26 protein-coding genes and 1 pseudogene are annotated in these 24,427 nt (G+C 68.1%); 16 read left to right on the forward strand and 11 right to left on the reverse strand.

The annotated features are described in order from the left end of the window. Positions 1–358 (forward strand): annotated as a pseudogene (locus BUE16_RS15295) (transcription initiation factor IIB); the annotation flags it as partial. A gap of 296 nt (positions 359–654) precedes the next feature. Continuing rightward, a complete protein-coding gene (gene nreA, locus BUE16_RS15300) occupies positions 655–1,938 on the forward strand; it encodes a DNA repair protein NreA (protein ID WP_073311315.1) in 1,284 nt (427 codons plus the stop codon). A 202-nt stretch (positions 1,939–2,140) separates the two neighbouring features. Here nreA and BUE16_RS15305 read toward each other — a convergent pair whose 3' ends face one another. Next, positions 2,141–2,590 (reverse strand): DUF302 domain-containing protein, encoded by a 450-nt coding sequence (locus BUE16_RS15305; RefSeq protein WP_073311317.1) that lies wholly within the window; start codon positions 2,588–2,590, stop codon positions 2,141–2,143. Between the two features lie 104 nt (positions 2,591–2,694). Further along, complete coding sequence (locus BUE16_RS15310; protein WP_073311319.1) at positions 2,695–2,985, reverse strand: DUF5789 family protein; 291 nt, start codon at positions 2,983–2,985, stop codon at positions 2,695–2,697. Positions 2,986–3,132: 147 nt separating this feature from the next. On the opposite strand from BUE16_RS15310, the gene BUE16_RS15315 reads away from it, so the two are divergent. Further along, on the forward strand, positions 3,133–4,173 hold the full coding sequence (locus BUE16_RS15315) for a DUF7139 domain-containing protein (RefSeq protein WP_073311321.1): 1,041 nt from the start codon (positions 3,133–3,135) through the stop codon (positions 4,171–4,173). Between the two features lie 41 nt (positions 4,174–4,214). Here BUE16_RS15315 and BUE16_RS15320 read toward each other — a convergent pair whose 3' ends face one another. The 3 genes from BUE16_RS15320 to BUE16_RS15330 all read right to left on the reverse strand — a co-directional run bounded on the left by BUE16_RS15320 (position 4,215) and on the right by BUE16_RS15330 (position 6,991). Continuing rightward, complete coding sequence (locus BUE16_RS15320) at positions 4,215–4,706, reverse strand: Mut7-C RNAse domain-containing protein (protein WP_073311323.1); 492 nt, start codon at positions 4,704–4,706, stop codon at positions 4,215–4,217. Then, positions 4,706–6,448 (reverse strand): DNA polymerase/3'-5' exonuclease PolX, encoded by a 1,743-nt coding sequence (gene polX / locus BUE16_RS15325; RefSeq protein ID WP_073311325.1) that lies wholly within the window; start codon positions 6,446–6,448, stop codon positions 4,706–4,708. The genes BUE16_RS15320 and polX overlap by 1 nt, the downstream gene beginning before the upstream one ends. A 99-nt stretch (positions 6,449–6,547) precedes the next feature. Further along, positions 6,548–6,991, reverse strand: a complete 444-nt coding sequence (locus BUE16_RS15330; protein WP_073311327.1) for a DUF5788 family protein — start codon at positions 6,989–6,991, stop codon at positions 6,548–6,550. A 121-nt stretch (positions 6,992–7,112) separates the two neighbouring features. Between BUE16_RS15330 and BUE16_RS15335 the strand changes: the two genes are divergently transcribed. From BUE16_RS15335 to acs, 4 genes are all read left to right on the forward strand, one after another. Further along, positions 7,113–8,816 (forward strand): acyl-CoA mutase large subunit family protein, encoded by a 1,704-nt coding sequence (locus BUE16_RS15335; protein ID WP_073311330.1) that lies wholly within the window; start codon positions 7,113–7,115, stop codon positions 8,814–8,816. An 88-nt stretch (positions 8,817–8,904) separates the two neighbouring features. After that, positions 8,905–9,180, forward strand: coding sequence for a winged helix-turn-helix domain-containing protein (locus BUE16_RS15340; protein WP_073311332.1), 276 nt, complete (start codon positions 8,905–8,907; stop codon positions 9,178–9,180). A gap of 70 nt (positions 9,181–9,250) precedes the next feature. Then, positions 9,251–9,553, forward strand: a complete 303-nt coding sequence (locus BUE16_RS15345) for a hypothetical protein (protein ID WP_073311334.1) — start codon at positions 9,251–9,253, stop codon at positions 9,551–9,553. A 221-nt stretch (positions 9,554–9,774) separates the two neighbouring features. Continuing rightward, positions 9,775–11,769 carry an acetate--CoA ligase gene (gene acs / locus BUE16_RS15350; RefSeq protein ID WP_073311336.1) on the forward strand — a complete coding sequence of 665 codons (1,995 nt, stop codon included), beginning with the start codon at positions 9,775–9,777 and terminating at the stop codon, positions 11,767–11,769. A gap of 41 nt (positions 11,770–11,810) precedes the next feature. On the opposite strand, the gene BUE16_RS15355 is transcribed toward acs, so the two are convergent. After that, entirely contained in the window at positions 11,811–12,053 is a 243-nt protein-coding gene (locus BUE16_RS15355) for a DUF7576 family protein (RefSeq protein ID WP_073311338.1), read from the reverse strand. 200 nt (positions 12,054–12,253) lie between these two features. On the opposite strand from BUE16_RS15355, the gene BUE16_RS15360 reads away from it, so the two are divergent. Next, positions 12,254–13,864, forward strand: coding sequence for a long-chain-fatty-acid--CoA ligase (locus BUE16_RS15360; protein ID WP_073311340.1), 1,611 nt, complete (start codon positions 12,254–12,256; stop codon positions 13,862–13,864). 148 nt (positions 13,865–14,012) lie between these two features. Here BUE16_RS15360 and BUE16_RS15365 read toward each other — a convergent pair whose 3' ends face one another. Together BUE16_RS15365 and BUE16_RS15370 are read right to left on the reverse strand one after the other, a co-directional pair. Beyond that, positions 14,013–14,864: a P-loop NTPase gene (locus tag BUE16_RS15365; protein WP_073311342.1), complete on the reverse strand. Its 852-nt coding sequence runs from the start codon at positions 14,862–14,864 to the stop codon at positions 14,013–14,015. A gap of 96 nt (positions 14,865–14,960) precedes the next feature. Beyond that, positions 14,961–15,716: a GNAT family N-acetyltransferase gene (locus tag BUE16_RS15370; RefSeq protein WP_073311344.1), complete on the reverse strand. Its 756-nt coding sequence runs from the start codon at positions 15,714–15,716 to the stop codon at positions 14,961–14,963. Between the two features lie 217 nt (positions 15,717–15,933). Between BUE16_RS15370 and BUE16_RS15375 the strand changes: the two genes are divergently transcribed. From BUE16_RS15375 to BUE16_RS15410, 8 genes are all read left to right on the forward strand, one after another. Beyond that, a complete protein-coding gene (locus tag BUE16_RS15375) occupies positions 15,934–16,608 on the forward strand; it encodes a haloacid dehalogenase type II (RefSeq protein ID WP_073311346.1) in 675 nt (224 codons plus the stop codon). A 185-nt stretch (positions 16,609–16,793) separates the two neighbouring features. Next, positions 16,794–18,143 carry a substrate-binding protein gene (locus BUE16_RS15380; RefSeq protein WP_073311348.1) on the forward strand — a complete coding sequence of 450 codons (1,350 nt, stop codon included), beginning with the start codon at positions 16,794–16,796 and terminating at the stop codon, positions 18,141–18,143. 127 nt (positions 18,144–18,270) lie between these two features. After that, the gene (locus BUE16_RS15385; protein WP_200778459.1) at positions 18,271–19,224 is read left to right on the forward strand and encodes a branched-chain amino acid ABC transporter permease; all 954 of its coding nucleotides are present in this window, start codon (positions 18,271–18,273) and stop codon (positions 19,222–19,224) included. Continuing rightward, entirely contained in the window at positions 19,221–20,408 is a 1,188-nt protein-coding gene (locus BUE16_RS15390; protein WP_073311352.1) for a branched-chain amino acid ABC transporter permease, read from the forward strand. Before BUE16_RS15385 ends, BUE16_RS15390 begins: the two co-directional genes overlap by 4 nt. Beyond that, positions 20,405–21,163 (forward strand): ABC transporter ATP-binding protein, encoded by a 759-nt coding sequence (locus BUE16_RS15395; protein WP_073311354.1) that lies wholly within the window; start codon positions 20,405–20,407, stop codon positions 21,161–21,163. Before BUE16_RS15390 ends, BUE16_RS15395 begins: the two co-directional genes overlap by 4 nt. A 200-nt stretch (positions 21,164–21,363) precedes the next feature. Next, positions 21,364–22,083, forward strand: a complete 720-nt coding sequence (locus tag BUE16_RS15400; RefSeq protein WP_073311414.1) for an ABC transporter ATP-binding protein — start codon at positions 21,364–21,366, stop codon at positions 22,081–22,083. A gap of 2 nt (positions 22,084–22,085) precedes the next feature. Further along, the gene (locus BUE16_RS15405; RefSeq protein WP_073311356.1) at positions 22,086–22,805 is read left to right on the forward strand and encodes a thioredoxin family protein; all 720 of its coding nucleotides are present in this window, start codon (positions 22,086–22,088) and stop codon (positions 22,803–22,805) included. Beyond that, positions 22,709–23,257 (forward strand): DUF4013 domain-containing protein, encoded by a 549-nt coding sequence (locus BUE16_RS15410; protein ID WP_079991693.1) that lies wholly within the window; start codon positions 22,709–22,711, stop codon positions 23,255–23,257. The genes BUE16_RS15405 and BUE16_RS15410 overlap by 97 nt, the downstream gene beginning before the upstream one ends. Positions 23,258–23,319: 62 nt before the next feature. Here BUE16_RS15410 and BUE16_RS15415 read toward each other — a convergent pair whose 3' ends face one another. The 3 genes from BUE16_RS15415 to BUE16_RS16765 form a co-directional block, all read right to left on the reverse strand. Next, positions 23,320–23,721, reverse strand: coding sequence for a universal stress protein (locus BUE16_RS15415; RefSeq protein ID WP_073311358.1), 402 nt, complete (start codon positions 23,719–23,721; stop codon positions 23,320–23,322). Positions 23,722–23,820: 99 nt separating this feature from the next. Then, the gene (locus BUE16_RS15420) at positions 23,821–24,186 is read right to left on the reverse strand and encodes a DUF7520 family protein (RefSeq protein ID WP_234972423.1); all 366 of its coding nucleotides are present in this window, start codon (positions 24,184–24,186) and stop codon (positions 23,821–23,823) included. Further along, a complete protein-coding gene (locus BUE16_RS16765; protein ID WP_159435772.1) occupies positions 24,183–24,359 on the reverse strand; it encodes a hypothetical protein in 177 nt (58 codons plus the stop codon). Before BUE16_RS16765 ends, BUE16_RS15420 begins: the two co-directional genes overlap by 4 nt. Positions 24,360–24,427 lie beyond the last annotated feature (68 nt).

Consider the following 24,427-nt stretch of genomic DNA (forward strand, 5'->3'; position numbering starts at 1 on the left):
GGTGTCGCGCGTCGAGCGCAAGGAGATCGGTCGGACCTACCGGTACGTCTCCCAGGAGCTCGGGCTCGAGCTGAAGCCGGTCGACCCCAAGCAGTACGTCCCCCGCTTCAGCTCCGAGCTCGACCTCAGCGAGGAGGTCAAATCGAAGGCCAACGAGATCATCGAGACGACCGCCGAGCAGGGGCTGCTCTCGGGGAAGTCGCCCACGGGCTTCGCCGCCGCCGCGATCTACGCGGCCTCGCTGCTGTGCAACGAGAAGAAGACCCAGCGCGAGGTCGCCGACGTCGCCCAGGTCACCGAGGTCACCATCCGCAACCGCTACCAGGAACAGATCGAGGCGATGGGGATCCACGGCTAACGCGGCCGCCGGATCGCCCGGCGTCGATCGCCCGCCGTCTCCTCTCGTGTGCCCATCGCCGCCGACGCGACGAAGCTTCAAGTCCGATGGCGGGACCACACCGCGCGTGACCTGAATCGCCGCCGCGCGGCGGCCTGCGGGTGTGCGGTCGCCCGCCGCGCGATTCTCCCGGTCGGATCGCCGGTGCTTTCGGGAGTCACCGACCGCCTGTCAGCCTTCATCCGAGCGTCGCGACCGTCGACACCGACGGCCGCGGGGAACGTTCTTGTCAGCGGAGCGGCTATGCCGAACCGACCGTGAAGCTGGACGACTACGTCGAGTTCGAGGAGAACGAGCGGGCCGAGCGCCGGCGGCTCGCCCAGGAGAAGTCCTACGAGCTGATGGACCACCTCGAGTCGTTCCAGCACCGCTTTGAGGAGGCGACCGGCGGCGACTCGGTCTTCGGGTCGGTCTCCCCGTCGATATTTGTCGGGTCGTCGAACTATCCAAACCTCTCGACCGGGCTCCTCTCGCCCGTCGGCCACGAGGAGGATGCTGCGGCCTACGAGACCAGCGGCGCGTGGTACGAGGAGGGCGTCTCGATCTCGGACGTGTTCGAGCGGCGCACCTCGCTGCTCAACTCCACGCAGGGCGTCGACGCCCGCAGCGTCGGCGACGGGGGAAGCGTCCACGACGCCTGGGACGGCTTCCTCGGCGTCCAGCGCGAGGTCGCCATCGCAGACCGGCCGGTCGACGTGGAGGTGTTCCTCGACGACGGCCCGGACATCGACTACGACGTGTCGCCGGACGACGTGGCGACGCCGACGGGACCGCGCGCCCGCGCCGCCGCCGCGGACCTGATGGAGAACCCGCACGTCCCGCGACCGATCAAGAAGACCTTGGAGGACGACGACTGGCGCGCCGAGGGCGCGATGAACTACCTCTATCGGCGCGGGTTCGACGTGTACGACATCAACACCGTCCTCTCGGCTGGCGCACTGGGCCGGGGCGACCAGCGGCGGCTGGTCCCGACCAGGTGGTCGATCACCGCCGTCGACGACACGGTCGGCAAGTACCTCCGCGGAACGATCCGCGACCGCCGGAGCGTCGATACCGTCCAGGTGTGGCGCAACGAGTACCTTGGCAACGCCTTCTGGGTCATCCTCGCCCCTGGCGACTGGGAGTTCGAACTGGTCGAGATCAAGTCACCGGGAAGCATCTGGCACCCAGACCCGCAGGGGGATACGTTCCTCTCCTCGGCCCACGAGAACCGCGAGGGCCGGACGAAGTACGTTGATGAAACCGCCGGCGCGTATTACGCCTCCCGATTCGGCGTGCTCGAACACCTCTCGGAACGCGGTCGGCAGGCGAAGGTGCTCGTCCTCCGGCACGTCTCCGACGACTACTGGGGACCCGTCGGCGTGTGGCAGGTGCGTGAGAGCGTCCGCAACGCCTTCGAGGGGGAACACGGTGAGGCGGAGACGTTCGAGGACGCCGTCCGCGGCGTGAGCGACCAGCTTCCGGTGTCGCTGGCGCGCCTCCGTCAGAAATCCACGATGGTGGCGGGGCTGCAGTCGAGTCTCACCGACTGGACGACGTAGCTGCCTCCGATGCTACCGTGGCTTCTGGCGGCGCGAGCGACGGCGTCGATCGGATCGACGGGGGTCGCGTCACGGGACCCGAACGCGAACTCGCTGAGACGCGCGGGGAACTCGCGGAACTCCGAACCGATCTCGACGAAGGATCCGGTGTTGACACGGGAACGACGCAGTCAGGCGACGGCGACGGCGGCGACCGCGACGACTACGACGAGTCGAGGTCGTCGTACGCGGCCTCGACCAACTCGCCGGTCTCGCCGATGATCTCCTCCATCGTCTCGCAGTCGGCGTCGAGGCCGAGCAGCCGCGCGATCCGCATGATCGAGACGTGGTACACGGTCTGCACGCCGGGCGACTCCTCCCACACGACGACGTTGCACGGCATGAGCGCCCCGAGCCTGTTGTCGGTCGCCTCGAGCGCGCGGTCGGCGACCGATGGATTGCACGCGCCGAGCACGTGGTACGGGTCGCGCTCGGCGTCGACCTTCTCGTTGAGCATGTCCGAGACAGAGAACTCGACCGGGATGCCGAACCCGTTCTCGGTGAACACCTCGCGGACGTGCTCGACCGCCTCCTCGTGATCCATCTCGAGGGTCGCGCGCTTTTCGCCGATGTCGCCGGCCTTGACCGCTGCCGGATCGATTGGCAGACTCATGGCCCTGCGTTCGCCGTGGCGGGTGGAAAAGTTGGCGCCAATGCGCGCACCGCGACCGGTCGCAGTACGCCGGTTCGACCGCACCGCGACGGGCCGTCTCGACGTTACTCCGCGGCCTGGACGGGGCCGCGGCCGATCACGTCCTCGACGGCGCTGACGAACGTCTGCCGCCGGTCGAAGTAGGTGATGTCGACATCGCTCAGCACGTCCGAGAGCTCGTGCGGACCGTCCGGCGTCCGGATGGTCGCGTCGCCTTCCTTGTCGAGCACCGTCGATTTCTCCTGTGGCCACGTGAGCCGCGAGGCGACGCGTGCGAGCGGCGCGCCCTCGACGGCCGGACCCTCGCCGAGCTCGACGGCGGGTTCCTCTTCCTCGGGTTCGTCGTCGTCAGCCATGTCCCTGGCTTCGCCTAGGTCCGGCGTAACCCTTTCGGAGCGCCGCCGTGGTGTCCGTCAGTCATGGCGGCGGCACCAACGGTGCGGGCACGCGTCATGCTGGTGTCTGACGCATCCTTTTAAGTGATGCTGCTATAACACGGGTGTATGAGCAGCCTCGCCGAGGTGTACGAGGGCCAGGTCGGCGAGTACGCCAGCCTCCGGCGACTCTACCTCGGCGTCGGGTCGTTTTCGTTCGGCGCGATCCTCGTCAGCGTCGGCATCGTCGTCGCGGCGACGGACCTCACGACCGCCGTACTCGGGTGGAACCTCGGCCAGGCGCGAGAGACGGCGGGGATCCTCGCCGGGCTCGGTCTCCCCGCGACGTTCCTCGGCGTGCTGGTGATCATGCCGACCAGCCGTCGCACGCAGGCGGCGGCCGTCGTCGGGACCGGCGTCGCCGCCCTCGGCGTGGCGCTGTTCGCCCACGCGTACCCGTGTCACTGGTCGGGAGCGAACTGCGCCGGGCAGTACGCCGATCTCACGCTCCCCACCGCTGGCGTGTACTTCCTCGGCGCCTTCACCACCTTCTGGTGTCTGTTTACCGGCGTCGCGAACTTCAAGGCGCGAAACAACCCCGGCGGAACGGTCACGCTGGAGATCACCCGGGAGGGGGAAACGAAGGTTATCGAGGTGCCGAAATCGACCGCCGAGGAGATCCGCGGCGCGAACGGAGCGACGGGACGCGTCGGGGGCATCGGCCTGCTCGGCACGACTCCCGACGGGAGCGTCGAGACGCAGACGAACCGCCCCGAGTTCAAGCAGAAACAGGCGGAGACCGCCGGGACGGCATCGACCGGCGGTGCCGACAACGGAAGCCTCGGGTCGGGCACCCCCGGCGCGGCGGCCGGCGCCGCGAGCGACGGGGGGGCGTCCTCCTCCGACATCACCCCGCTGGCCGACCGGCAGCAGCCCGAGTCGGCATCGGAAATCGATCGGATCGGCCCCTCGGCGGAGCGGTCAGCGACCGGGTCGTCGGCCGCGGCCGACGCGGCGCCAGCCCGTACGAAGTCGCCCGGCGACTCCTACTGCGGTTCCTGCGGCCACTTCCAGTACGTCCGGACGGATCAGGGGATGCAGCCGTACTGCAGCCTCCACGACGACCTGATGGACGACATGGACGCCTGCGACGACTGGAACCCGCGCTGATCGGATGACGGGGCCGCTGGCGCCGTCGCCGATCGCCGGGTTCACAACGCGTCGAGCGTCGCCACCACGTCGTGCCAGTGGCTCCCCCTCCAGAAGTGCTGGCCGCAGTCGGCACAGCGCCACAGCGGCCCCTCCGCGGGCGCGTGCTCCGGCCGTGGATCCTCGTCGTCGACTCGTTCGAGCACCCCGTTGCATGCGCCGCAGCGTGCGGGGCGGTCGCTCGGCGACACACCGACGCCCGTATCGCGAAGTTCGCGCAGCTGGTCGGTCACGTCGCGTTCGGTGAGCAGCACCGACCCAGGCGTGCTCGCGGCGAGCGCGCGGTCGCGCGTGAGCAGGCGACGACCGTCGGCCACCGCGCGCGAGCGCACCGCGTCGTCGGCTTCGAGCCCCTCATCGAGGGCGTACAGGGCATCGTACCCGCATATCCGAAGGTAGACGGTCAGCTTCCCGAGCATCACGTCGAGCACCAGTGCGTCGCGATCCGGAGTGAGTTCGAGGGCGTCGCCGCGGTCGCTGCGGTCTCCGTTCATCACCCGAGAAACTCGCGCACGCCAGCGGCGTCGCGCGCGTTCACCACGTCCGCGGTCTCGGCCCACCCTCGCCGGGCGGTGTGGACCCCATAGCGGACGTTGTCGAATTCTTGGGGGGAGTGCGCGTCGGTGTTCACGGCGATCGGCGCGCCGGCCTCGACGGCCGCCCGGACGGCGTCGCCGTCGCAGTCCAAGCGGGCCGGGTTCGAGTTCACCTCCAGCGCCGTCCCGGCGGTTGCGGCGGCGTCTGCGAGCCGCTCGAAGTCGACCTCCACCCCCGGCCGCTGATTGATCAGTCGACCGGTCGGGTGTCCGAGGACGTCGACGTGCGGGTGTTCGACCGCCCGGATCAGCCGGTCGGTCGCCTCACCCTGGTCCAAGGCGGCATGCGGCGAGGCGACGACGATATCGAGGTCCGCAAGCAGGTCGTCGCTCGTCGTCACCTCCCCGTCGGCGCCGATGTTCGCCTCGACCCCGTGGAACACCTCGATCTCGGCGTCGTCGCGGACCGTCGCGACCGCCTCAGCCTGTTCGCGAACCTCCTCGTCGGACAGCCCCGTGTCGCCGAAGACGCCCGGCCCTTCGGCGTGGTCGGTGACGCAATGGTAGTCGTAGCCGCGGTCGGCGGCGGCCGTCACCATCTCGGCGACCGTGTTAGCGCCGTCGGACCACTCGGTGTGCGTGTGCAGATCGCCGCGGATGTCGCCCTCGCTGAGGAGCTCCGGAAGCTCGCCGGCCGCGGCGGCGTCGATCTCGCCGGTATCCTCGCGCATCTCGGGGGGGATGACCGGGAGGTCGAGCGCGGCGTACATCTCCGGCTCCTCAGCACCGCCGAGGCGCTCGCCGACGCGCTGTCCCGAGTCGGGGTCCTCGACGGCGCTCACGTCGAAGACGCCGTACTCGTTCAGCTTGAGGCCGCGGTCGATGGCGCGGTTGCGCAGCGTGACGTTGTGGTCCTTCGATCCGGTGAAGTACTGGAGCGCCGAGCCGAACTCCCCGGGGACGACGACCCGGAGGTCGATCCGGACGCCGTCGGCGCGGACGCTCGCCTTCTGCTCGCCGGCCTCGATGACCTCGTCGGCGTCGGGCCAGTCGGTGAACAGGTCGACGACCGCCGCGCCGTCCTCGCTCGCGACGAGCACGTCCACGTCGCCGATGGTGTCCTTCCACCGGCGGATGGAGCCGGCCACGTCGACTCGTTGTACCGCCTCCTCGTGGTCAAGGTGGCCGATCACGTCGTCGGCGAGCGGGCGCGCGTCGCCGAGGCGCTGGCGCTGGCCCGCCTCCTTCGCGAACTCGACGTTGTCGAGGATGTTCCGCTCGGTCTTCGCGCCGAAGCCCTTGATCTCCTGTATCCTCCCGTCCTCGGCGGCCGCTTCGAGTTCGTCGAGCGTCGTGATCCCGAGTTCCTCATACAGCGTGCCGACGGTCTTCGGGCCGACGCCCTCGACTCTGGTGAGGGCGGCCATGTCGACCGGGAGGTCGTCGCGGAGTTCCTCCAACTCCTCGATCTCGCCGGTGTCGAGGTACTCGACGACCTTCGAGGCGATGGCGTCGCCGACGCGGTCGATCTCGGCGACTGCGTCGGCGCCGCCCTCGTCGGCGAGGTCCTCGATGGCCCGCGGGTGATCGCGGATGTTCTCGGCGGCGCGGCGGTAGGCGTTCGGCTTGTACTCGATACCCTGCGCCTCCAGTAGGTCCGCGAACTCCTCCAGCAGGCCGGCGACCTCGGCGTTGCGCATTGCTACGTCCCTCTCGGTCGGCACGCGACTTAGAACGACGGGCCGTTCGACGGGTCCCGATCCGCCGTCGACGGGTCGTGAGCGGTTCCCCGCGACCGGTCAGTAGCCGCCGCGCTTGCTCCCGCTGGCGTCCTCCTGCCCGAGCGCCTTCTTGAGGAAGCTCATCCAGCGCTTCTGGTCCATCGTCTCCTGACGGCGCGCCTCGCCTTCCACGTCCGCGGGACGGAGGGTGTCGAGCGCCTCCAGCGCGCGGTCGATGCCGATGATCGACGCCGCGAGCGCCTCGCCCGTCTCGAAGTCGACCCGGTTCTCCTCGATCCGTTCGAGCCGTTCGAGGCGCTCGCGCCGGAGGTTCCGTTTGGCCCGCTCGACGCGTTCGCGCTCGCCGTCGGGGATCGTGTCTCGGCGCTTGATCTCGAAGACGAACGTCCGGAGGTCGATCTCCTCGCCCTGCACCTCGATGCGGTCGGGGATGTCGGCGCCGATGGTCGCGCTCTCCTTGTTGACGCGTTCGAGGAGCTGTTTGCGCTGGTACTCCTGCACGGGCAGTCGCTCGTTCGTTCGGGGGCGAGCCTGTTTCGTGTTTCGCTCCCGGTCGGATCGCCGTTCCCGTCGATCCCTGGCACCCGAATCGTTAATGGTCCTTCCGGAACTCTGTGGGTCCATGTACGACGACGATGACCTCGCGGAAATACGCGAGAACCGCGAGGAGTGGGAGGAGGAGACCCGCGACCCCGTGATCGACGCCCACGGCGAGCGGAAGGAGCGGTTCGCGACCGTCTCCAACCTGGAGATCGACGACCTGTACACCCCCGAGGACGTGGCCGACATCGACTACGACGAGGACCTGGGCTTCCCGGGCGAGGAGCCGTACACCCGCGGGCCGTACCCGACGATGTACCGCGGACAGACGTGGACGATGCGCCAGTTCGCCGGCTTCGGCACCGCCGAGGAGACGAACGAGCGCTTCCACTACCTCACCGAGAACGGGCAGACCGGCCTCTCGACGGCCTTCGACATGCCGAGCCTGATGGGCAAGGACTCCGACGACCCGCTCTCGGACGGCGAGGTCGGCAAGGAGGGCGTCGCCGTCGACACCCTGCGCGACATGGAGATCCTCTTCGACGGCATCGATATCGGCGAGGTATCGACCTCCTTCACGATCAACCCCAGCGCGCCGGTCGTGTTCGCGATGTACGTCGCGCTCGCCGACCAGAAGGGCGTCCCCCGCGAGGAGCTTCGCGGCACCTTCCAGAACGACATGCTCAAGGAGTTCATCGCGCAGAAGGAGTGGGTGATCCCGCCCGAGCCGTCGCTGGATCTCGTCACCGACACCGTCGAGTTCGCGATCGACGAGACGCCCGGCATCTACCCCATCTCGGTGTCCGGGTACCACATTCGCGAGGCCGGCTCGACGGCGATCCAGGAGCTCGCGTTCACCCTCGCCGACGGCTTCGCGTACGTCGAGGACGCACAGGAGCGCGGGCTGGATGTCGACGACGTGGCACCGCAGCTCTCTTTCTTTTTCAACTCTCACAACTCCATCTTCGAGGAGGTCGCCAAGTTCCGCGCCGGCCGGCGCATCTACGCGCGGATCATGGACGAGTGGTACGGCGCGGAGGAGGACGCCTCGAAGCGCCTGAAGTTCCACACGCAGACGGCCGGTCAGTCCCTGACGGCCCAACAGCCGCTGAACAACATCGTCCGCGTGACGATCCAGGCGCTGGCGGGCGTCCTCGGCGGGACACAGAGCCTCCACACGAACTCCTTCGACGAGGCGCTGGCGTTGCCTTCTGAGCAGGCGGTCCGCGTGGCGCTGCGGACCCAGCAGATCATCGCCGAGGAGTCCGGCGCGGCCGACTCCGCGGACCCGCTCGCGGGCTCGTTCATGGTCGAGAGCCTCACCGACGAGGTCGAGGAGAAGACGATGGCGTACCTCGAGGAGCTGAAGCAGATGGGCGACGGCTCCGTCCGCGACGGCGTCCTCGAGGGGATCGAGCAGGGCTATTTCCACCGCGAAATCCAGGAGGCGAGCTACGAGTACCAGGAACGCGTCGACGACGGGGAAGAAGTCGTCGTCGGCGTCAACAAGTACACCGTTGAGGACGACCCCGAGCCGGACCTGCTCCACGTCGACGAAGAGGTCCAGGAGCGGCAGTTGGAGCGCCTCGCCGACGTGAAAGCCGAGCGCGACGACGACGCCGTCGAGGAGGCGCTTGGGGCGCTGGATGCGGCCATCGAGAACGACGAGAACGTGATGCCCGCCGTCGTCGACGCCGTGAAGACGTACGCGACGATGGGGGAGATCATGGACGTGTTCGAGACGCACTACGGCGCGTACCGCGAGACGATCGGACTCGCGTCGTAGCGCGGACCGCGTCGGGGCGAAGCGCCGCTCCGTCCGGTTTCTTTCACTCCGGTGGACTTACTTCGGTGGTCGGCATGACGTTGGAACGATGGACGGCGTTTTGTGGTACGTGCTCACCGGAACCCGCGGCGGTGAGAACCGCGTCCGCATCCTGAAGGCGCTCGACGAGCGCCCGCGGAACGCCAACAAGCTCGCAGGGGCCCTGGAACTGGACTACACGACGGTCCGCCACCACCTCGACGTGTTGTGCGACAACGACGTGCTCCGGAAGCAGGGCGGTGACTACGGCGCGGTGTACCTCCCCACCGACCGAGCGCGCCGGCACTGGGAGACGGTCGAACAGATCATGGAGAAGGTCGAATGAGGGGACACGCATTCGGGACGAAATTTGGAAAGAGTATAAACCCACCAGCCCGCTACGGAGTGGTGAGTAGATGAGCCTCTGGTTGCAGGTGACGTGGCTCGCCGCCGCGCTCAACATCGTCCTCCTGGTCGGTTTGAGCTACGTCTGGGGGCGAAACTACACCCGGTTCCGGTCGAAACACACACTCGGGCTGGCGGCGTTCGGCACGATCCTCCTCGCGGAGAACGCGCTCGCGCTGTACATCTTCTACTTCCACCCGGTGCTCAGCGGCTGGATCGCGGAGTCGGCGCCCATCGCTCACACCGCCGTCGGCGCGCTGCGCCTGCTGGAGCTGGGCGCGCTCGCGTTCCTCGCGTGGGTCACCTTGGACTGACGCCCGCCATTTCGCTGCCCCGCCCATCCGCCGCTCCATCGCTTCGGCGCTCCATCGCTTCGGCGCTCCTCGACCGGCGTTCTCTCGGCCGAACGGTGCAGTGACCGGACCGTTCGCGCACGGCCCTGCCTGCGCCCGCCCCGCGAAACCCCGCGACGACGCGGCGAATTCGACACGGTGAGGCAGTTTTATCACGGTCGATTCCGACGTATCGCGTGACTATGTCAGACGAGGACGTGGAACTCGAGGCCCGGCTCGAAGAGCAGGAGGTGTTCGAGCCGTCCGACTCGTTCGTCGAGCAGGCGAACGTCTCGGACGCGGGCATCTACGACGAGTTCGAGGAGAACTGGCCGGAGTGCTGGGAACAGGCCGCCGAGCTCCTCGACTGGGAAGAGGAGTACGATCAGGTGCTCGACAATTCGAACCCGCCGTTTTACGAGTGGTTCACCGACGGCACGATCAACGCCTCGACGAACTGTCTCGACCGCCACCTCGACGAGCGCGGCGACGAGGCGGCGATCGAGTGGGTGGGCGAGCCCGTCGACGAGGACAACGTCACGCTCACCTACAGCGAGCTGCACGAGAAAGTGAACGAGGCGGCCGCGGCGCTGCGGGATCTGGGCGTCGGCGAGGACGACGTGGTCACGATGTACATGCCGATGATCCCGGAGCTACCGATCGCGATGCTGGCGTGCGCACGCATCGGCGCGCCCCACTCGGTCGTGTTCGCGGGCTTCTCGGCGGACGCGCTGGCGACGCGGATGAACGCCGCCGACTCCGAGTACCTCGTCACCTGCGACGGCTACTACCGCCGCGGCGACCCCCTCGACCACCTCGACAAGGCCAACGAGGGGCTCTCGGGTGTTGAGCACGACACCGAGACGGTCGTCGTCGACCGCCTCGGCCCGAACGGCGACGACTTCGGCCACGACCTCGCCGAAGACCAGCACGACTGGGGCGAGTTGATGGCCGCCCACGAGGGCGCCGAGGTGGAGCCTGTCGACCGCGACGCCGAGGACATGCTGTTCCTCATGTACACCTCCGGCACCACCGGCGAACCAAAGGGCGTGAAACACACCACCGGCGGGTATCTCTCGTGGACCGCGTGGACCTCGCAGGCGGTGCTCGACATCAAGCCCGAGGACACGTACTTCTGCTCGGCCGACATCGGCTGGATCACCGGCCACAGCTATATCGTCTACGGGCCGCTCGCGCTCGGGACGACGACGATGATGTACGAGGGGACGCCCGATCACCCCGACCGCGACCGCCTGTGGGAGATCGTCGAGGAGTACGAGGCGAACCAACTGTACACCGCGCCGACGGCCATCCGCGCGTTCATGAAGTGGGGCACGGAGTACCCCGACGAACACGACCTCTCCAGTCTCCGCCTGCTCGGGACGGTCGGCGAGCCGATCAATCCGCGCGCGTGGAAGTGGTACTACAAGCACATCGGGAACGAGGAGTGCCCGGTCGTCGACACGTGGTGGCAGACCGAGACCGGCGGTATGATGGTCACCACCCTCCCGGGCGTCAAGGACATGAAGCCCGGGTCGGCGGGCCCGCCGCTGCCGGGGCTCGACGCGCGGATCGTCGACACGAACGGCGAGGAGGTCGACCCCGGCCGCGCAGGCTACCTCACTGTGAACAAGCCGTGGCCCGGGATGCTCCGCACGCTGTACAAGAACGACGAGCGCTTCATCGAGGAGTACTGGGCCGAGTACTCCGACACCGACTCCTCGAACTCCGACGACTGGGTGTACTTCCCCGAGGACGGCGCCAAGATCGACGAGGACGGCTACATCACCGTGCTCGGCCGCGTCGACGACGTGATCAACGTCTCCGGTCACCGCCTCGGAACCATGGAGATCGAGTCGGCGATCGTCGGCGTCGAAGGCGTCGCCGAGGCGGCCGTCGTCGGCGGCGACCACGAGGTGAAAGGCGAGGCCGTCTACGCGTACGTCATCACCGAGGAGGGCCAGGAGGAGACCGACGAGTTCCGCGAGGAGATCGTCCAGGGGGTCCTCGACGCGATCGGCCCGATCGCCCGCCCCGAGCAGGTGATCTTCACGCCCGAACTCCCGAAGACGCGCTCCGGGAAGATCATGCGCCGGCTGCTGGAGGACATCGCAAACGAGGAGGACCTCGGCGACACCTCCACGCTGCGCAACCCCGAGATCGTCGAGGACATCCGGAAGGTCGTCCAGGAGGACTGAGCGCGGACGACGCTCGCACCGTCCGTTTTCGCTCCGCCCCGCTACTCCGTTCCCAGCCACGCCGCCACGCAGGCTTCGTCACAGAGGTGGTAGCGGTCGTCGCCGCCGATCTCCCCCGAGAGGGCGACGAGAACGTGTCGTTCGGACAGTTCTAACTCGGTCCCGCAGTTCGGACACCGGCTACGCGTCCGACTGCCAGGCGACCAGCGATAGTGCGTCGCGGCGTGCGCGACGGTTGCGTTCCCGTTCGGATGGCACCGCCCGACGAACTCCCTGAGTGTCATACCGTCCCTGTCGGCCGCGGACTACTTATCAATCATCTGTATAGTCCTGTGTGCGGGTACTCGAGGCTCGCTACTGCTCCGGAGCGCCCGGTATCCCTCCCGGATCCGTCTGAGACCGCGGGACGAGACGGGATCGTCTCGTGGTAAGTGGTACCGTCCCCGCAACGATTATCACGAATGTGCCTGAAGATTCGCTGTCTATGGAGAAACCGCTGTTAGTGACGGACTTCCTCGACCGCGCCCGCCGCAACTACGGGGGCCACGAGGCGGTCCTCGGGGTCGACGGGGAACGGTTCACGTACGACGAACTGGGCGAGCGCGCCGACGGCTTCGCGGCGGCGCTGCAGGCGCGCGGGATCGAGAAGGGCGACCGCGTCGCGGTGCTCGACCCGAACACGCACTACCACCTCGCGGCCGCGTACGGCAACTTCCAGGCCGGGGCGATCCACACGCCGCTGAACTACCGCCTCGTGGAGTCGGACTTCGAGTACATCCTCTCCGACGCCGGCGTCGACGCCATCTACGCCGACCACGCGTACGCCGACAAGATCGAGGCGATCCGCGACGACGTGCCCACGGAGACGTTCATCACGAACGACGCCGACGCCGTCGAGGGCGACTGGGAGGAGTTCGACGAGGTGATCGCCGAGTCGACCGACTACGACCGCCCGGAGATGAGCGAGGACGAGGTGATTACGATCAACTACACCTCCGGGACGACCGGCGATCCGAAGGGCGTCTGCCGCACCCACCGGGCGGAGACGCTGCACGCGTACCTGATCGCAATCCATCAAGACATCAGCGACGACGACACGTACCTGTGGACGCTCCCGATGTTCCACGTGAACGGCTGGGGGCACATCTACGCCGTCACGGGCATGGGCGCCCGCCACGTCTGCACCCGCGGCGTCGACGAGGCGTACGTCTTCGACAAGCTGCGCACCGAAGACGTGACGTACTTCTGTGCCGCCCCGACAGTGCTGAAGCTGCTCGGCGACCACATCGACGAGCACGGCGGCGATCCCGACGCCGGCCAGGACGTGCGCGTCGCCACCGCGGGCGCGGCGCCGCCGGAGGCCACGATCCGCACCGTAGAGGACGACTTCGGCTGGTACCTCAAGCACGTGTACGGCGCCACCGAGACCGGCCCGCTCATCACGACCAGCGACGCCCGCCGCTACTTCGAGGACGACTCCGACGACCGCTTCGCGGTGAAGAAGACGCAGGGGTTCGGCTACCTCGGGACGGAGATCCGCGTCGTCGACGAGGACGGCACCGACGTGCCGCAGGACGGCGAGACGATCGGCGAGGTCGTCGTCCGCGGCAATCAGGTGATGGACCGCTACTGGAACAAACCGGATGCGACCGAGGAGGCGTTCACCGACCGCGTCGAGGGGTACTACCACATGGGCGACCTCGCGGTCGTCGACGACAACGGGATGATCTCGATCCAGGACCGCAAGAAGGACATCATCATCTCCGGCGGCGAGAACATCTCCTCGATCGAGGTCGAGGACACCCTCTTCAGCCACGACCGCGTCGACGACGTGGCCGTCATCCCCTCGCCGCACGACGACTGGGGCGAGACGCCGAAGGCGTACGTCGTGCCGGTCAGCGGCGACCCTGACGACCCCGGCGTCACCGCCGACGAGCTGATCCAGTACGCCCGCGATAACATGGCCCACTACAAGGCGCCCACCCGCATCGAGTTCGTCAAGCAGTTGCCGAAGACCTCGACCGGGAAAGTCCAGAAGTACGAACTCCGCCAGGAGGAGTGGGAGGAGGAAGACCGGATGGTCGGCGAGGGGTAGTCCGCCTCCGACGCCGACCGCCGACCGCCGACAGCGTCGCCCGACCCTCGTCGAGGCACTCGCGCCCGAAACAGTGCAGGTGCGTGAACCACGAGTTCAGTCGGCACACGGGTCCGCGATCCCGGTCACTGTCGCGTTCGCCGTCTCGTCATCCGAACGGGTTCGTGAAGCCGTCGTCGCCGGCGGTCCCGTTCCCGCTGCCGCCGTCCGCGAACGCGTCGGCCCCGCCGTCGCCGTCACCGAAGCGGAAGCCGCTCGTGTTCGCCGTGACCGTCATGCCGAGCATGTCGGGGCGCTTGCGGAGGGCCGCGGCGACCTCCCGGTACGCCCCGGCGGCGTCGCTGTGCGGGCGATACGAGACGGCCGGCTGGCCGGCGTCTTGGGCCTTCGGGATGGCCTCGTCGTGGGGGACGTGCCCGAGGAGTTCGGTGTCGAGGAAGCTCGCGATGCGGTCGGCCGGGGGGGAGCGACCGGTGCCCGACTTCGTGAGCACGACGCCGCCGACGGGGGCGTCCGCGCGGTCGGCGACAGTGATGGTCTTGTCGGCGTCGCGGATGGAGGCGACCCGCGGCGTCGACACGAGCACCGAAGCGTCAGCGCCCGACATGGGGACGACCGTCTCGCTGCTGACGCCGGCGGCGGTGTCGACCAGCACCGCGTCGTAGCGCGCCTTCAGCGCGTCCATCGCCGACGGGAAGCGGTCGAGATCGGCCTCGACGAAGCCGTCGAGGGTGACGCCGCTGGGGACCACGTCGAAGCCGCCGGGGGCGGGGTAGGTGGCGTCGGTGACGCCCGCGCCGCCAGCCAGCACGTCGTGGAGGGTCCGCCCGCCGTTGACGCGGATGTCGAGGAAGTCGACCGCGTTCGCCATCGCCAGATCCGCCTCGACGACCGCGACGGCGCGGCCGTCTTCCGCGAGCGCGGCCGCGAGGTTGAGGCTCGTCGTCGTCTTGCCGACGCCCCCCTTCGCGCCGACGACGGCGAGCACGCGTCCGTCCATGTGCGCTCGACGACGCCGCCGCGACTTAACTACCGCCCCCGAAGTATCGCACGTGAGACTGCCGGGCGCCGGGGCCACCGACGGTCCGCCGGGACCCTAGAGATACGCCGCGTCCCACCGGCCCGCCTTCCGCTTGTTCCCGCACTCGCTACACTGCACGCGGTCCATGGTGTCGACGTTCACCGCGAAGCCGTCGCAGTTGCCGCAGACGTATCCCATCCGCTCGGTGCGTTCGCGGTCGGCGTACGTCGCGTAGAAGGGCGCCTCCGACGCGCGTTCGGCCTCGTCGTAGGCGACGTACACCTGTCGGCCGTCATCGGTCACGCGCGCCTCGGTGAGGACCTGATCGCCGTCGCCGCTGGGGAAGCGAGCGAACACGTGCTCGCGGAACTCCTCGCCGCCGATTTCGACGGTTCGGTCGCCGATCTCCACGAACCCCTCGCGCTCGTAGAACTCGGCGCCGGACTCGTTGGCCGCGAGCACTCGCCCCTCGATCCGCTCGGCGCCCAGCTCCAGCAGCTCCGTCTCCGCGCGACGGAGGAGGTCGTCGCCGATCCCGCGCCCGCGGTGGTCGGGGTGGACGTGGAGCCAGTCGAGCTCCCCGACGGGTTCGCGGCGCTCGACGAGCCGGCTCTGCGCGAAGCCCACTACCTCGCCGTCATTGACGGCGACGACGAACACCGCATCCTCGCCGTCGAGGGCGTCGGCGACGGTCTCGGCGTCGTACCACGACTCGACGGCCCCGTCGATGAGATCCGTCGAGAGCGCGTGGCCGTAGGACGCCGACAGCGACGCGCGCGCGGTCTCTCGGATGTCCTCGATGTCCTCGGTCGTTGCGTCTCTGAGGTCCATGGGGGTGGATAGCACTGACAACCACTTAATGACGCGGGGGCTTCTGTCCCTCCGGACTCGGTATGGGCTGCGTACCGCCCTGCAGCGGGCAGCGGCGGCGTCCGTCGGCTCGAATGCGACCCTCGAGCGGCGATCCCGGACGGAGTGCGGCGGGGACGAACCATCACGAACCGCCGCCACCCGTGGTACTATCACGCACGAATTTGATGGCTGGTGTATGCCAGAGACCGTGTGCTTCGACATGTACGGAACGCTGTGCGACACGAGTAGCGTGACGGGCACGCTCGCGGACGAACTCGACGCGCCCGACGCGCTCGTGTCGGAGCTGGACGCCACGTGGCGGGCCAAGCAGCTCCAGTACTCCTATCAGGCGGCGCTGATGGAGGAGTACCAGCCGTTCTGGACCGTGACCGCGGACGCGCTCGCATACGCGCTGGACCAGTGGGGCGTCGAGGCGGACGAGCCGACTCGCGAGCGCATCCTCGCCGCCTACGAACATCTCGACCCGTACCCGGACGCGATCGAGACGCTCACTCGGCTCTCGGAGGCCGGACACACGGTGACCGTGCTGTCGAACGGGAACCCGGAGATGCTGGAGACGCTCGCGGACAACGCGGGACTCGCCCCGCACCTCGACGACGTGATCAGCGCCGACGAGGTGTCGACGTTCAAGCCGAACCCCGCGGTGTACGAGAACGCAGCCGCCCGCACGGACACGCCGATCGACGGCTGTCGACTCGTCTCGGGCAACGCGTGGGACGTCGCGGGCGCCGGGAGCGCGGGGATGCACACCGCGTGGGTGAATCGCGCGAACGACCCGTTCGAGGAGATCGGCGTCGGTCCATCGATCGAAGTATCTTCGCTCTCGGCGGTCGCGGACGAACTCGCGTAGCGCGCCATCGGGGCGGGAAACGGGGGGCCACCCCCGCGCAGTTTATTGTCTCATCGACCGACTGAAACGGCCTACGAGTGATAACCATTATCATGGTGTATCTCGGTATCCCATGTTATCAATATTAACATGATTTAAGGAAATATGGCGGAACGTTCATTAAGGTTGCATCCGCCGATCGGAGCATGGCACGGGATACCACCGAACTCAGCAGACGTGATGTGCTCAAGGCGTCCGGGACGGCCGGCGCCGCAGGACTCGCAGGACTGGCCGGCTGCACCGGCGGCGGCGGCGGCTCGGAGTATCCTCCGATCGGGAACTACCCCGTCGAGGGCGACGAGGTCGTCTTCGGCTTCAACGTCCCGCAGTCGGGGTCGTACTCCCAGGAGGGCGCAGACGAACTGCGCGGGTACAATCTCGCGAAGAAGCACCTGAACAACGGCGGTGGCTGGGTCGACAGTTACGAGAACCTCTCAGGTAACGGCGTGCTCGGCAAGACGGTCGCGTCCGTGGAGGGCGACACGGCGACGAATCCGGACACCGCTCGCCAGTCCGCCCAGCGGATGATCAACCGCGACAATGCGATCATGGTCTCCGGGGGGTCGTCCTCGGCGGTCGCCATCGCGGTCCAGAAGCTGTGTCAGTCGGAGAAGGTCCAGTTCCAGTGCTGTCTGACACACTCCAACGACACGACCGGCTCCGAGTGCGTCCGCTACTCGTTCCGGGAGATGTTCAACGCGTACATGACGGGCCAGGCGCTCGCGCCCGTCCTCGCGGAGGAGTACGGCGAGAACCTCAAGTTCTACCAGCTGTACGCCGACTACTCGTGGGGGCAGACCCAGCAGGCGTCGATGAAGAAGTTCTTCACCGAGGTCGGCAACTGGACGCAGATCGACTCGGTCCCGACGCCGCTCGGCACCTCCGACTACTCGTCGTATCTGTCGGATGTCCCCAGCGAAGAGACGGACGTGCTCGTGCTCAACCACTACGGGCTGGACGCGGCCAACTCCCTCCCGCAGGCGATCGAGCAGGGGCTCAAGCAGGATATGGAGATCGTCGTCCCGCTGTACAACCGATTGATGGCAGAGGCAGCCGCTGACTCCATCGAGGGCATCTTTGGCACGGCCGACTGGAGCTGGCAGCTCTCCGACCAGTACTCGAAGACGTTTACCGAGGCGTTCCGCAACGAGTACAACAAGGTGCCCAGCTACGCCGCGCGCCTGGCGTACAGCCAGACGGTGCAGTACGCCGCTGCCTGCCAGCGGGCGGACACCTTCTACCCGCCCGAGGTGATCAAACAGCTTGAGAACCACCAGTACTCCAATGCCGGCCTGGGCGCCGAGACGATGCGGAAATGCGACCATCAGGCTCAGCGGGACGTGCTCGTCGTGCAGGGCCTGCCGTCGGACCAGCAGACCGAGAGCAAACTGCTGCGGATCGTCAACCAGACCTCCCGCGACAAGCTCGGCTACGCCTGCGACGCCGGCCCCGCCGCCGAGTGTTCGCTCGGCCCGTACGGCGGCGAGAACAACTGACGACGGCGCCGCCGTCGCAGATCCAGACCGGCACTTTCTTCGCCCGGGGAACGGAACCGCGTCAACGAATGACAACACCGACAACTACTCACAGGCGGACCACACGCGTCTCACACGAACAATAATGATCCCTCTACAGGTGGACATCGCATCGATACTCCTCAACGGCCTCCAGCAGGGCGCGATCTACGCGTTGTTGGGACTCGGCCTCACTATCATCCTGGGGACGATGGAGTTCTTGAACCTCGCGCACGGGGCGCTGTACCTCGTCGGCGCGTACGTCGGACTCCTCGTCTTCCGAGAGACGACCCTCACCAACGGGCTGTTGTACAGCTTCGGGGTCACGACGATCGGCTTCGACGGCGGCTTCCTCGCCGCGCTCGTGGTGGTCCCGATCGTCGGCTTCGGGATCGGCCTGCTCATGGAACGATTCGTCGCCGAGCCGTTCTACGACCGTCCCGAGACCGACCAGCTGCTCGTAACGTTCGGCCTCGCGCTCATCGTCGAGGAGATAATCAAGAACGTGATCGGCGGGAACACCTTCCAGTCGATCGGACCTCAGACCATCTTCGGGTTCAACGTCTCACAGCCCGTCGCCCTCCCGGTCGTCGGGCTGTTCCCCTCGTGGCGGCTGTTCATCATCGTCATCGCGCTCGTCATCATCGCGGTGACGTGGCTCGCCATCGAGCGCACGGACTTCGGGCTCGTCGTGCAGGCGGGGACGCGTGACTCCGAGATGGTTCGCCTGCTCGGGATCAAGATCAACCGCTCGTACAGCCTCGTGTTCGCGCTGGGGGCGGCGCTCGCGGCGTTCGCGGGCCTCATCGGCGCGTCGATCCAGACGCTCAGCCCGCAGATCGGTACCGATCGGGCCCTGCTCCCGGCGTTCCTCACGATCGTCGTCGGCGGCGCCGGGTCGGTCCGCGGGGCCATCGCCGGCGGCATGTTGCTGGGCGTGATCGTCTCCGCGATGACCCAGACGTACAGCCAGTGGGCGCAGATCGTCCTCTACTTGTTCGTCGCGCTCATGCTCATCGTGCGCCCCGAGGGGCTGTTCGGCAGCGGGGAGGTGGGCGAATGAGCGACGACGCCGACGCCGTGACCGACGGAGGCGCCGTCGCGGAGTCCGAGTCGGCGGCCGCCTCCGGCGGGTCGGGACTCGCCTCGCTTCGCGAGCGCGACGACTTCGTCGTGATCGCGACCGCCGCCGTGCTCGTCGTGTTCCCGTTCCTGCTCATCGACGTGTTCGGGGCCATCGGCGACCTGACGGGCTTTTCGATCGGTGGCTACTCCGGCCTACCGTCGCTGGTGCTCATCTACGGGATCGTCGTCATCGGATTCAACCTCCTGCTCGGCTACACCGGACTGCTCTCGTTCGGGCACGCCGCCTTCTTCGGGTCTGCGGCGTACTCGGCCGCGCTGTTCAGTCAGGTCGTCCCGAGCCCGCTGTTAATGGTGGTCGTCGGGACGCTCGTCGCGACGCTGCTCGCGTGGCCGATCGGCTTCGTCTCGATCCGCCGCTCGGGCGTCTACTTCGCCGTGTTGACGCTGACGTTCGGGCAGGCGCTGTACTTCTACGCGCTCGGCCCGGGCGCGTGGCTCACTAACGGGGACAACGGCTTCTCCGACATCGCCGCCCACGGGCTGTTCTTCGGTGCCATCCCGCTCGAGGCACCGCTGACGCCGCTGTACGCGCTCAACTCCTACACGGTGATCTACGCGTTCACCGCGGTGATGATGCTGATCGCCGTCTGGGTCGCCAACCGGATCATCAACTCCCCGTACGGCCTCATCTTCGAGGCGCTTGGCGAGAACGAGGAGCGCGTCGAGTTCGTCGGGCTGAACGTCTTCCGCTACAAGCTGATGGCGTTCATCATCTCTGCGGTGTTCGCCGGCGTCGGCGGCACGATGTTCGTCATCCACGAGCAGTACATCCACCCGACGACGGGGCTGTACTGGATCCAGTCGGGCGACTTCGTCATCATGACCGTCCTCGGCGGCACCGGCAGCCTCGTCGGTCCCGTGCTCGGGGCGTTCATCTTCGAGTACGTCGCGAACGTCATTTCCGGGGTCAGTCTCCCGGGGATCGGCCCGATCGGCTCGCTGTGGCGGTTCGTCCTCGGCGCCGTCTTCGTGTTCATCGTGTGGGTGTTCCCCCGCGGCGTCTACGGCGCAGCCGAGGACCTGATCGGCCTCGTGACCGGCGGCGGCGGTGGCGACGACGGCAGCGAGCCGGCCGCGACCGACGGAGGTGAGGCGGAATGACGCTGCTTCAGACGGACGGACTGACCAAGCAGTTCGGCGGCCTCGTCGCCGTCGACGACGTGAGCTTCGAGGTCGACTCGGGCGAAACCCGCGCGGTCATCGGCCCCAACGGCGCCGGGAAGTCGACGCTCATCAACTGCATCACTGGCGCCCTCGAACCGACGGCCGGGACCGTGGAGTTCGACGGACAGAACATCACGAACCTGGAGCCGCACGAGACCGTGCAGGCCGGGGTCTCGAAGTCGTTCCAGACGGCGTCGATCTTCCCGTCGATGTCGGTCCGCGAGAACGTCGAGATCGCTGCGCTGGCGGCCGAACACGGCTCGTTCCAGCTCAACTTCCTCAAGCGGCTCTCCGGGTTCTCCGCGGTGCACGACACCGCAGACCAGATGCTGGGGGCGGTCGATCTGCTCGATAGCGCTGGCGCCGAGGCCGGGAGCCTCCCGTACGGCGACAAGCGCCGCCTGGAGATTGCGATCGCGCTGGCTTCCGAGCCGGACCTGCTGTTGATGGACGAACCGACCGCCGGCATGTCGCCGGACGAGACCGCCGACACCGTGGACCTCGTGGAAGCGCTCCAGGAGGACCTCGGACTCACGATCCTCATCGTGGAACACGACATGGAAATCATCTTCCGAATCGCCGACCGGATCCTCGTGTTGAACCGCGGGCAGGTCATCGCCGACGGCACGCCCGAGGAGGTCCAACAGAGCGAACAGGTGCAGGAGGCGTACCTCGGGGGGGTGGAGCTGTGAGCTCGGACGCCCCCGACTCCGCCACGGACGCGACCGACGGAGGCGCTGCCGCAGACGCGACTGATGACGCTGCCGCCACGGAGTCGCCGGACGAGGCCGTCGGGGCCGACGAGGCGGACCGGGACGCGGACACCGCGACCCACGCCGAGCGCGCGACCGCCGCCGCCGCCGAGGGAGATCACCTCCTCTCCGTCGAGGACATCGACGCGTACTACGCGCAGAGCCACATCCTCCGCAACCTCTCGATGCACGTCGAGGAAGGCGAAGTGTGCGCCCTGCTCGGTCGCAACGGCGCGGGCAAGACGACGACGCTCCGGTCGATCGCGGGGGCGCACCCGCCCGAGGTTCGAGACGGTGTCGTCCGGTACAAGAACGACGACATCACCGACTACTCGACGGAGGACGTCTCCTCGCTGGGCATCTCGCTGGTCCCGGAGGAACGCCGCGTCTTCCCGAACCTCTCGGTCGGAGAGAACCTCCATCTGTCGGACGTCGCGCGCAACTGGTCGAACGTCGTCGGGCGCACGGTGTCGATGGACCATCCCGGGATGAGCACCGAGGAGGTGTACGAGGTGTTCCCGCGGCTGGAGGAGCGCGAGTCACAGAAGGCCGGGACGCTCTCGGGCGGCGAGCAGCAGATGCTCGCCATCGCGCGCGCGCTGAAGCAGGACACGGACCTGTTGATGCTCGACGAGCCGTACGAGGGACTGGCGCCGCAGATCATCGACACGGTCGAGGACGCCATCGCGCGCATCGCCGAGACGGGGACGACTATCCTGCTGGTCGAGCAGAACGCGGTCGCAGCGATGAACATCGCCGACCGCGCGTACGTCGTCGACCAGGGAGAGATCGTGTTCACGGGCACCTCCGAGGAGCTCCGCACCGACGAGGAGACCCGCGAGCAGTACCTGGGTGTCTAACCGTGAGCGCGAACCCCAACCCCGGACCGCCGGTCGACGGGCCGGACCCCGAAGAGCTGCTCGACCGGCTCATCGACGTCGGAGCGATCCGCGAGGACGACGACGGCACCCTCCGGATCTCTGCGGCGCTCCACGACACCATCGATCTGTACGAGCAGAGCTACGGCGACCTGCCCGAACAGGAGTTCACCGAGGCTGTCGCCGACGCGTTCGGCCTCGACTACTCGGAGGCCGTCCGCCGAATCGACGAGCAGGGGGTCACCCGCGAGGAGTTCATCGCGTACCTCTCGCTTCGCTCGCACTTCGAGGACGCCGAGGAACCGGTTCCGGATACCGTCGAGCGCGCGACGATGGCCACGCTCGTCACGGATGTCGCCCCCGCGACGCCGGTTCCGCAGGCACTGCCGGAACTGGATGACGACGCAGTCGAGGGGTTCCTCGCCGACAACGACCGCGCGGTCGTGTTCGTCTGGAGCCTCCGGTGTGACCCCTGCGAGTCGATGAAGGCCGAACTCGACGAGACGCTCGCCGCGCTGCCCGAGGGCGTCGCTGTCGCGGGGATCGACGGCGAGGCGGCGCCCGAGTTCCGCCAGCGGTTCGGCGTCGACGCGGCGCCGGCGATCGTGTGCATCGGCGACGGCGAGGCGCTGGCGACCGAGACGGGTTACCAGTCGCCCTCGGCGGTCGCCGACCTGGTCGGGGACGCGTTCGCGGACGACTGAGTCGTCCACCCCGAATCGAACCGACTAGCTCGATCCTCGCGTTCGCGACGGAGACGCGGGGAGGTGTGGCGACCGGCCTCGCCGGAATGGTCGTGGGCACGGTTCTCACGGGCGTTCTCGCGCTCGTGTTCGGCTACGCCGCGGTCGCCGCGATCGTGACCGCCGTCGACGAGGACCGGCTCGGTGCGGCGTTCGACCCCGCCGCGCTCAAGCCGATCGTCTTCAGCGCCGACTACGCCACCGCCTGGGCGCTCTCACTCGCCGTGTTCCTCGGCGCGGGCGTGCTCGTCGGGGTGTTGAACGGGATCCCGATCTTGGGTGCGATCATCGGCGCGTTCGTGTTCTTCTACGCGCAGGTTGTCGCCGCGCGGCTGTGGGCCGGCGGGTACGCCGACGCACGCGCCGGGACCGCGGAAGCCGGCCGCCTCGATATCGGCGAGTCGATCGCCTGACGGGTCCCGCTCGGTGTCGAGCAGACGGCGGACCTGCCCGCTCGGGTCGACAGGTGTGCCGCTTATTCCCCGTCGACGACGCCGGTGACCATCACCGGTCGCCCGCCGTTGAGGATCACCGTCTGAGTGACCGAGCCGAACAGCGCCTTCCCGGCCGGCGAGCGCTTGCGGCCTCCGACGACGATCAGGTCCGCGTCGGCCTCGTCGCCGACCTCGATGATCGCGTCCGCGGGGTCGCCGCTGGACTCGGTCACGTCGACGGTGATCCCGGCGTCCTCAAGCAACTCTTGTGCCTCGCGGACCGACGCGACCTGCGTCGCGGAGGCGCCGCTGGGGTTGTCTTGGAACACGTGGACGATGGTGACCTCGGTCTCGCTCCCGTCGCCCGGTAGCTTCGCGATCTCTTCGGCGGCGGCGCGCGCGTGTTCTTCGTCCTCATCGACGCCGAGTACGACGTGATACATACACCGCACCTCTCCCGGACAGGGATTAGTCCTTTCGCCGGCGGCGACGCTCCCGGTCCGCTCGTCGTCCCCCCGCGCCGCGGTCTCGATGGGTCCGTCTCACTCGTCGACCCCGTTCGGATCGTCGATCCCTCGGGAGACGTAGACCACCAGCGCGAGGGGGATGCCCAACACCGTCGCGATTGTGACGGCTCCGTAGATGCCGAACCCGAGCGCGCTCGCCGGCAGCGGGATCACCGCGTACAGCGCCGGCGCGCTCAGGCCGTCGACGAAGGTCGCGACAAGCACGCCGGCGACGCCGCCGACGGCCGTGAGGACGGCGTAGAGGAGGAGAACGAGGCGGGGGCCATCGAAGCGCCCCGCCGGTTCCCTCTCGCTCGCGTCCCCGGTCCCCTCGGTTGCGTCCCCGACTCTCTCGATCGGGTCACCGGCGATCCCGCTCGCGTCGTCTCGCTCGCGGGTCACTGCAACACGAGGATCAAGCCCGTCGCGAACATGAGCAGGGCGATGCCGCCGAGCACGATCCCGAGGAGGTCCTTATCGCTCATACCGGGGTTCGGGTCCGCGCGAACAAAAGCCCCGTCGTCCCGGTCGGCGCCACGGCGCCCGCCCGTCGCTGGCGCTGGGCAGTCGAACAACAGCGGCGTCCGAAAATCGAACCGAAGGACCAGAGCCGAACCGAACCGAACCGAATCTACTGGAACCG

The sequence above is a fragment of the Halobaculum gomorrense genome (assembly GCF_900129775.1).
GTDB classification, from domain to species: Archaea; Halobacteriota; Halobacteria; order Halobacteriales; family Haloferacaceae; genus Halobaculum; species Halobaculum gomorrense.

Coding starts and splice junctions, on each gene's coding strand:
- BUE16_RS15340 (WP_073311332.1), top strand. CDS start 8,905: ATGGACGGCGTTTTGTGGTACGTGCTCACCGGAACCCGCGGCGGTGAG.
- BUE16_RS15390 (WP_073311352.1), top strand. CDS start 19,221: ATGAGCGACGACGCCGACGCCGTGACCGACGGAGGCGCCGTCGCGGAG.
- BUE16_RS15305 (WP_073311317.1), bottom strand. CDS start 2,590: ATGAGTCTGCCAATCGATCCGGCAGCGGTCAAGGCCGGCGACATCGGC.
- BUE16_RS15370 (WP_073311344.1), bottom strand. CDS start 15,716: ATGGACCTCAGAGACGCAACGACCGAGGACATCGAGGACATCCGAGAG.
- BUE16_RS15345 (WP_073311334.1), top strand. CDS start 9,251: ATGAGCCTCTGGTTGCAGGTGACGTGGCTCGCCGCCGCGCTCAACATC.
- BUE16_RS15365 (WP_073311342.1), bottom strand. CDS start 14,864: ATGGACGGACGCGTGCTCGCCGTCGTCGGCGCGAAGGGGGGCGTCGGC.
- BUE16_RS15360 (WP_073311340.1), top strand. CDS start 12,254: ATGGAGAAACCGCTGTTAGTGACGGACTTCCTCGACCGCGCCCGCCGC.
- BUE16_RS15355 (WP_073311338.1), bottom strand. CDS start 12,053: ATGACACTCAGGGAGTTCGTCGGGCGGTGCCATCCGAACGGGAACGCA.
- acs (WP_073311336.1), top strand. CDS start 9,775: ATGTCAGACGAGGACGTGGAACTCGAGGCCCGGCTCGAAGAGCAGGAG.
- BUE16_RS15395 (WP_073311354.1), top strand. CDS start 20,405: ATGACGCTGCTTCAGACGGACGGACTGACCAAGCAGTTCGGCGGCCTC.
- BUE16_RS15415 (WP_073311358.1), bottom strand. CDS start 23,721: ATGTATCACGTCGTACTCGGCGTCGATGAGGACGAAGAACACGCGCGC.
- BUE16_RS15310 (WP_073311319.1), bottom strand. CDS start 2,985: ATGGCTGACGACGACGAACCCGAGGAAGAGGAACCCGCCGTCGAGCTC.
- BUE16_RS15380 (WP_073311348.1), top strand. CDS start 16,794: ATGGCACGGGATACCACCGAACTCAGCAGACGTGATGTGCTCAAGGCG.
- polX (WP_073311325.1), bottom strand. CDS start 6,448: ATGCGCAACGCCGAGGTCGCCGGCCTGCTGGAGGAGTTCGCGGACCTA.
- BUE16_RS15335 (WP_073311330.1), top strand. CDS start 7,113: ATGTACGACGACGATGACCTCGCGGAAATACGCGAGAACCGCGAGGAG.
- BUE16_RS15315 (WP_073311321.1), top strand. CDS start 3,133: ATGAGCAGCCTCGCCGAGGTGTACGAGGGCCAGGTCGGCGAGTACGCC.
- BUE16_RS15320 (WP_073311323.1), bottom strand. CDS start 4,706: ATGAACGGAGACCGCAGCGACCGCGGCGACGCCCTCGAACTCACTCCG.
- BUE16_RS15375 (WP_073311346.1), top strand. CDS start 15,934: ATGCCAGAGACCGTGTGCTTCGACATGTACGGAACGCTGTGCGACACG.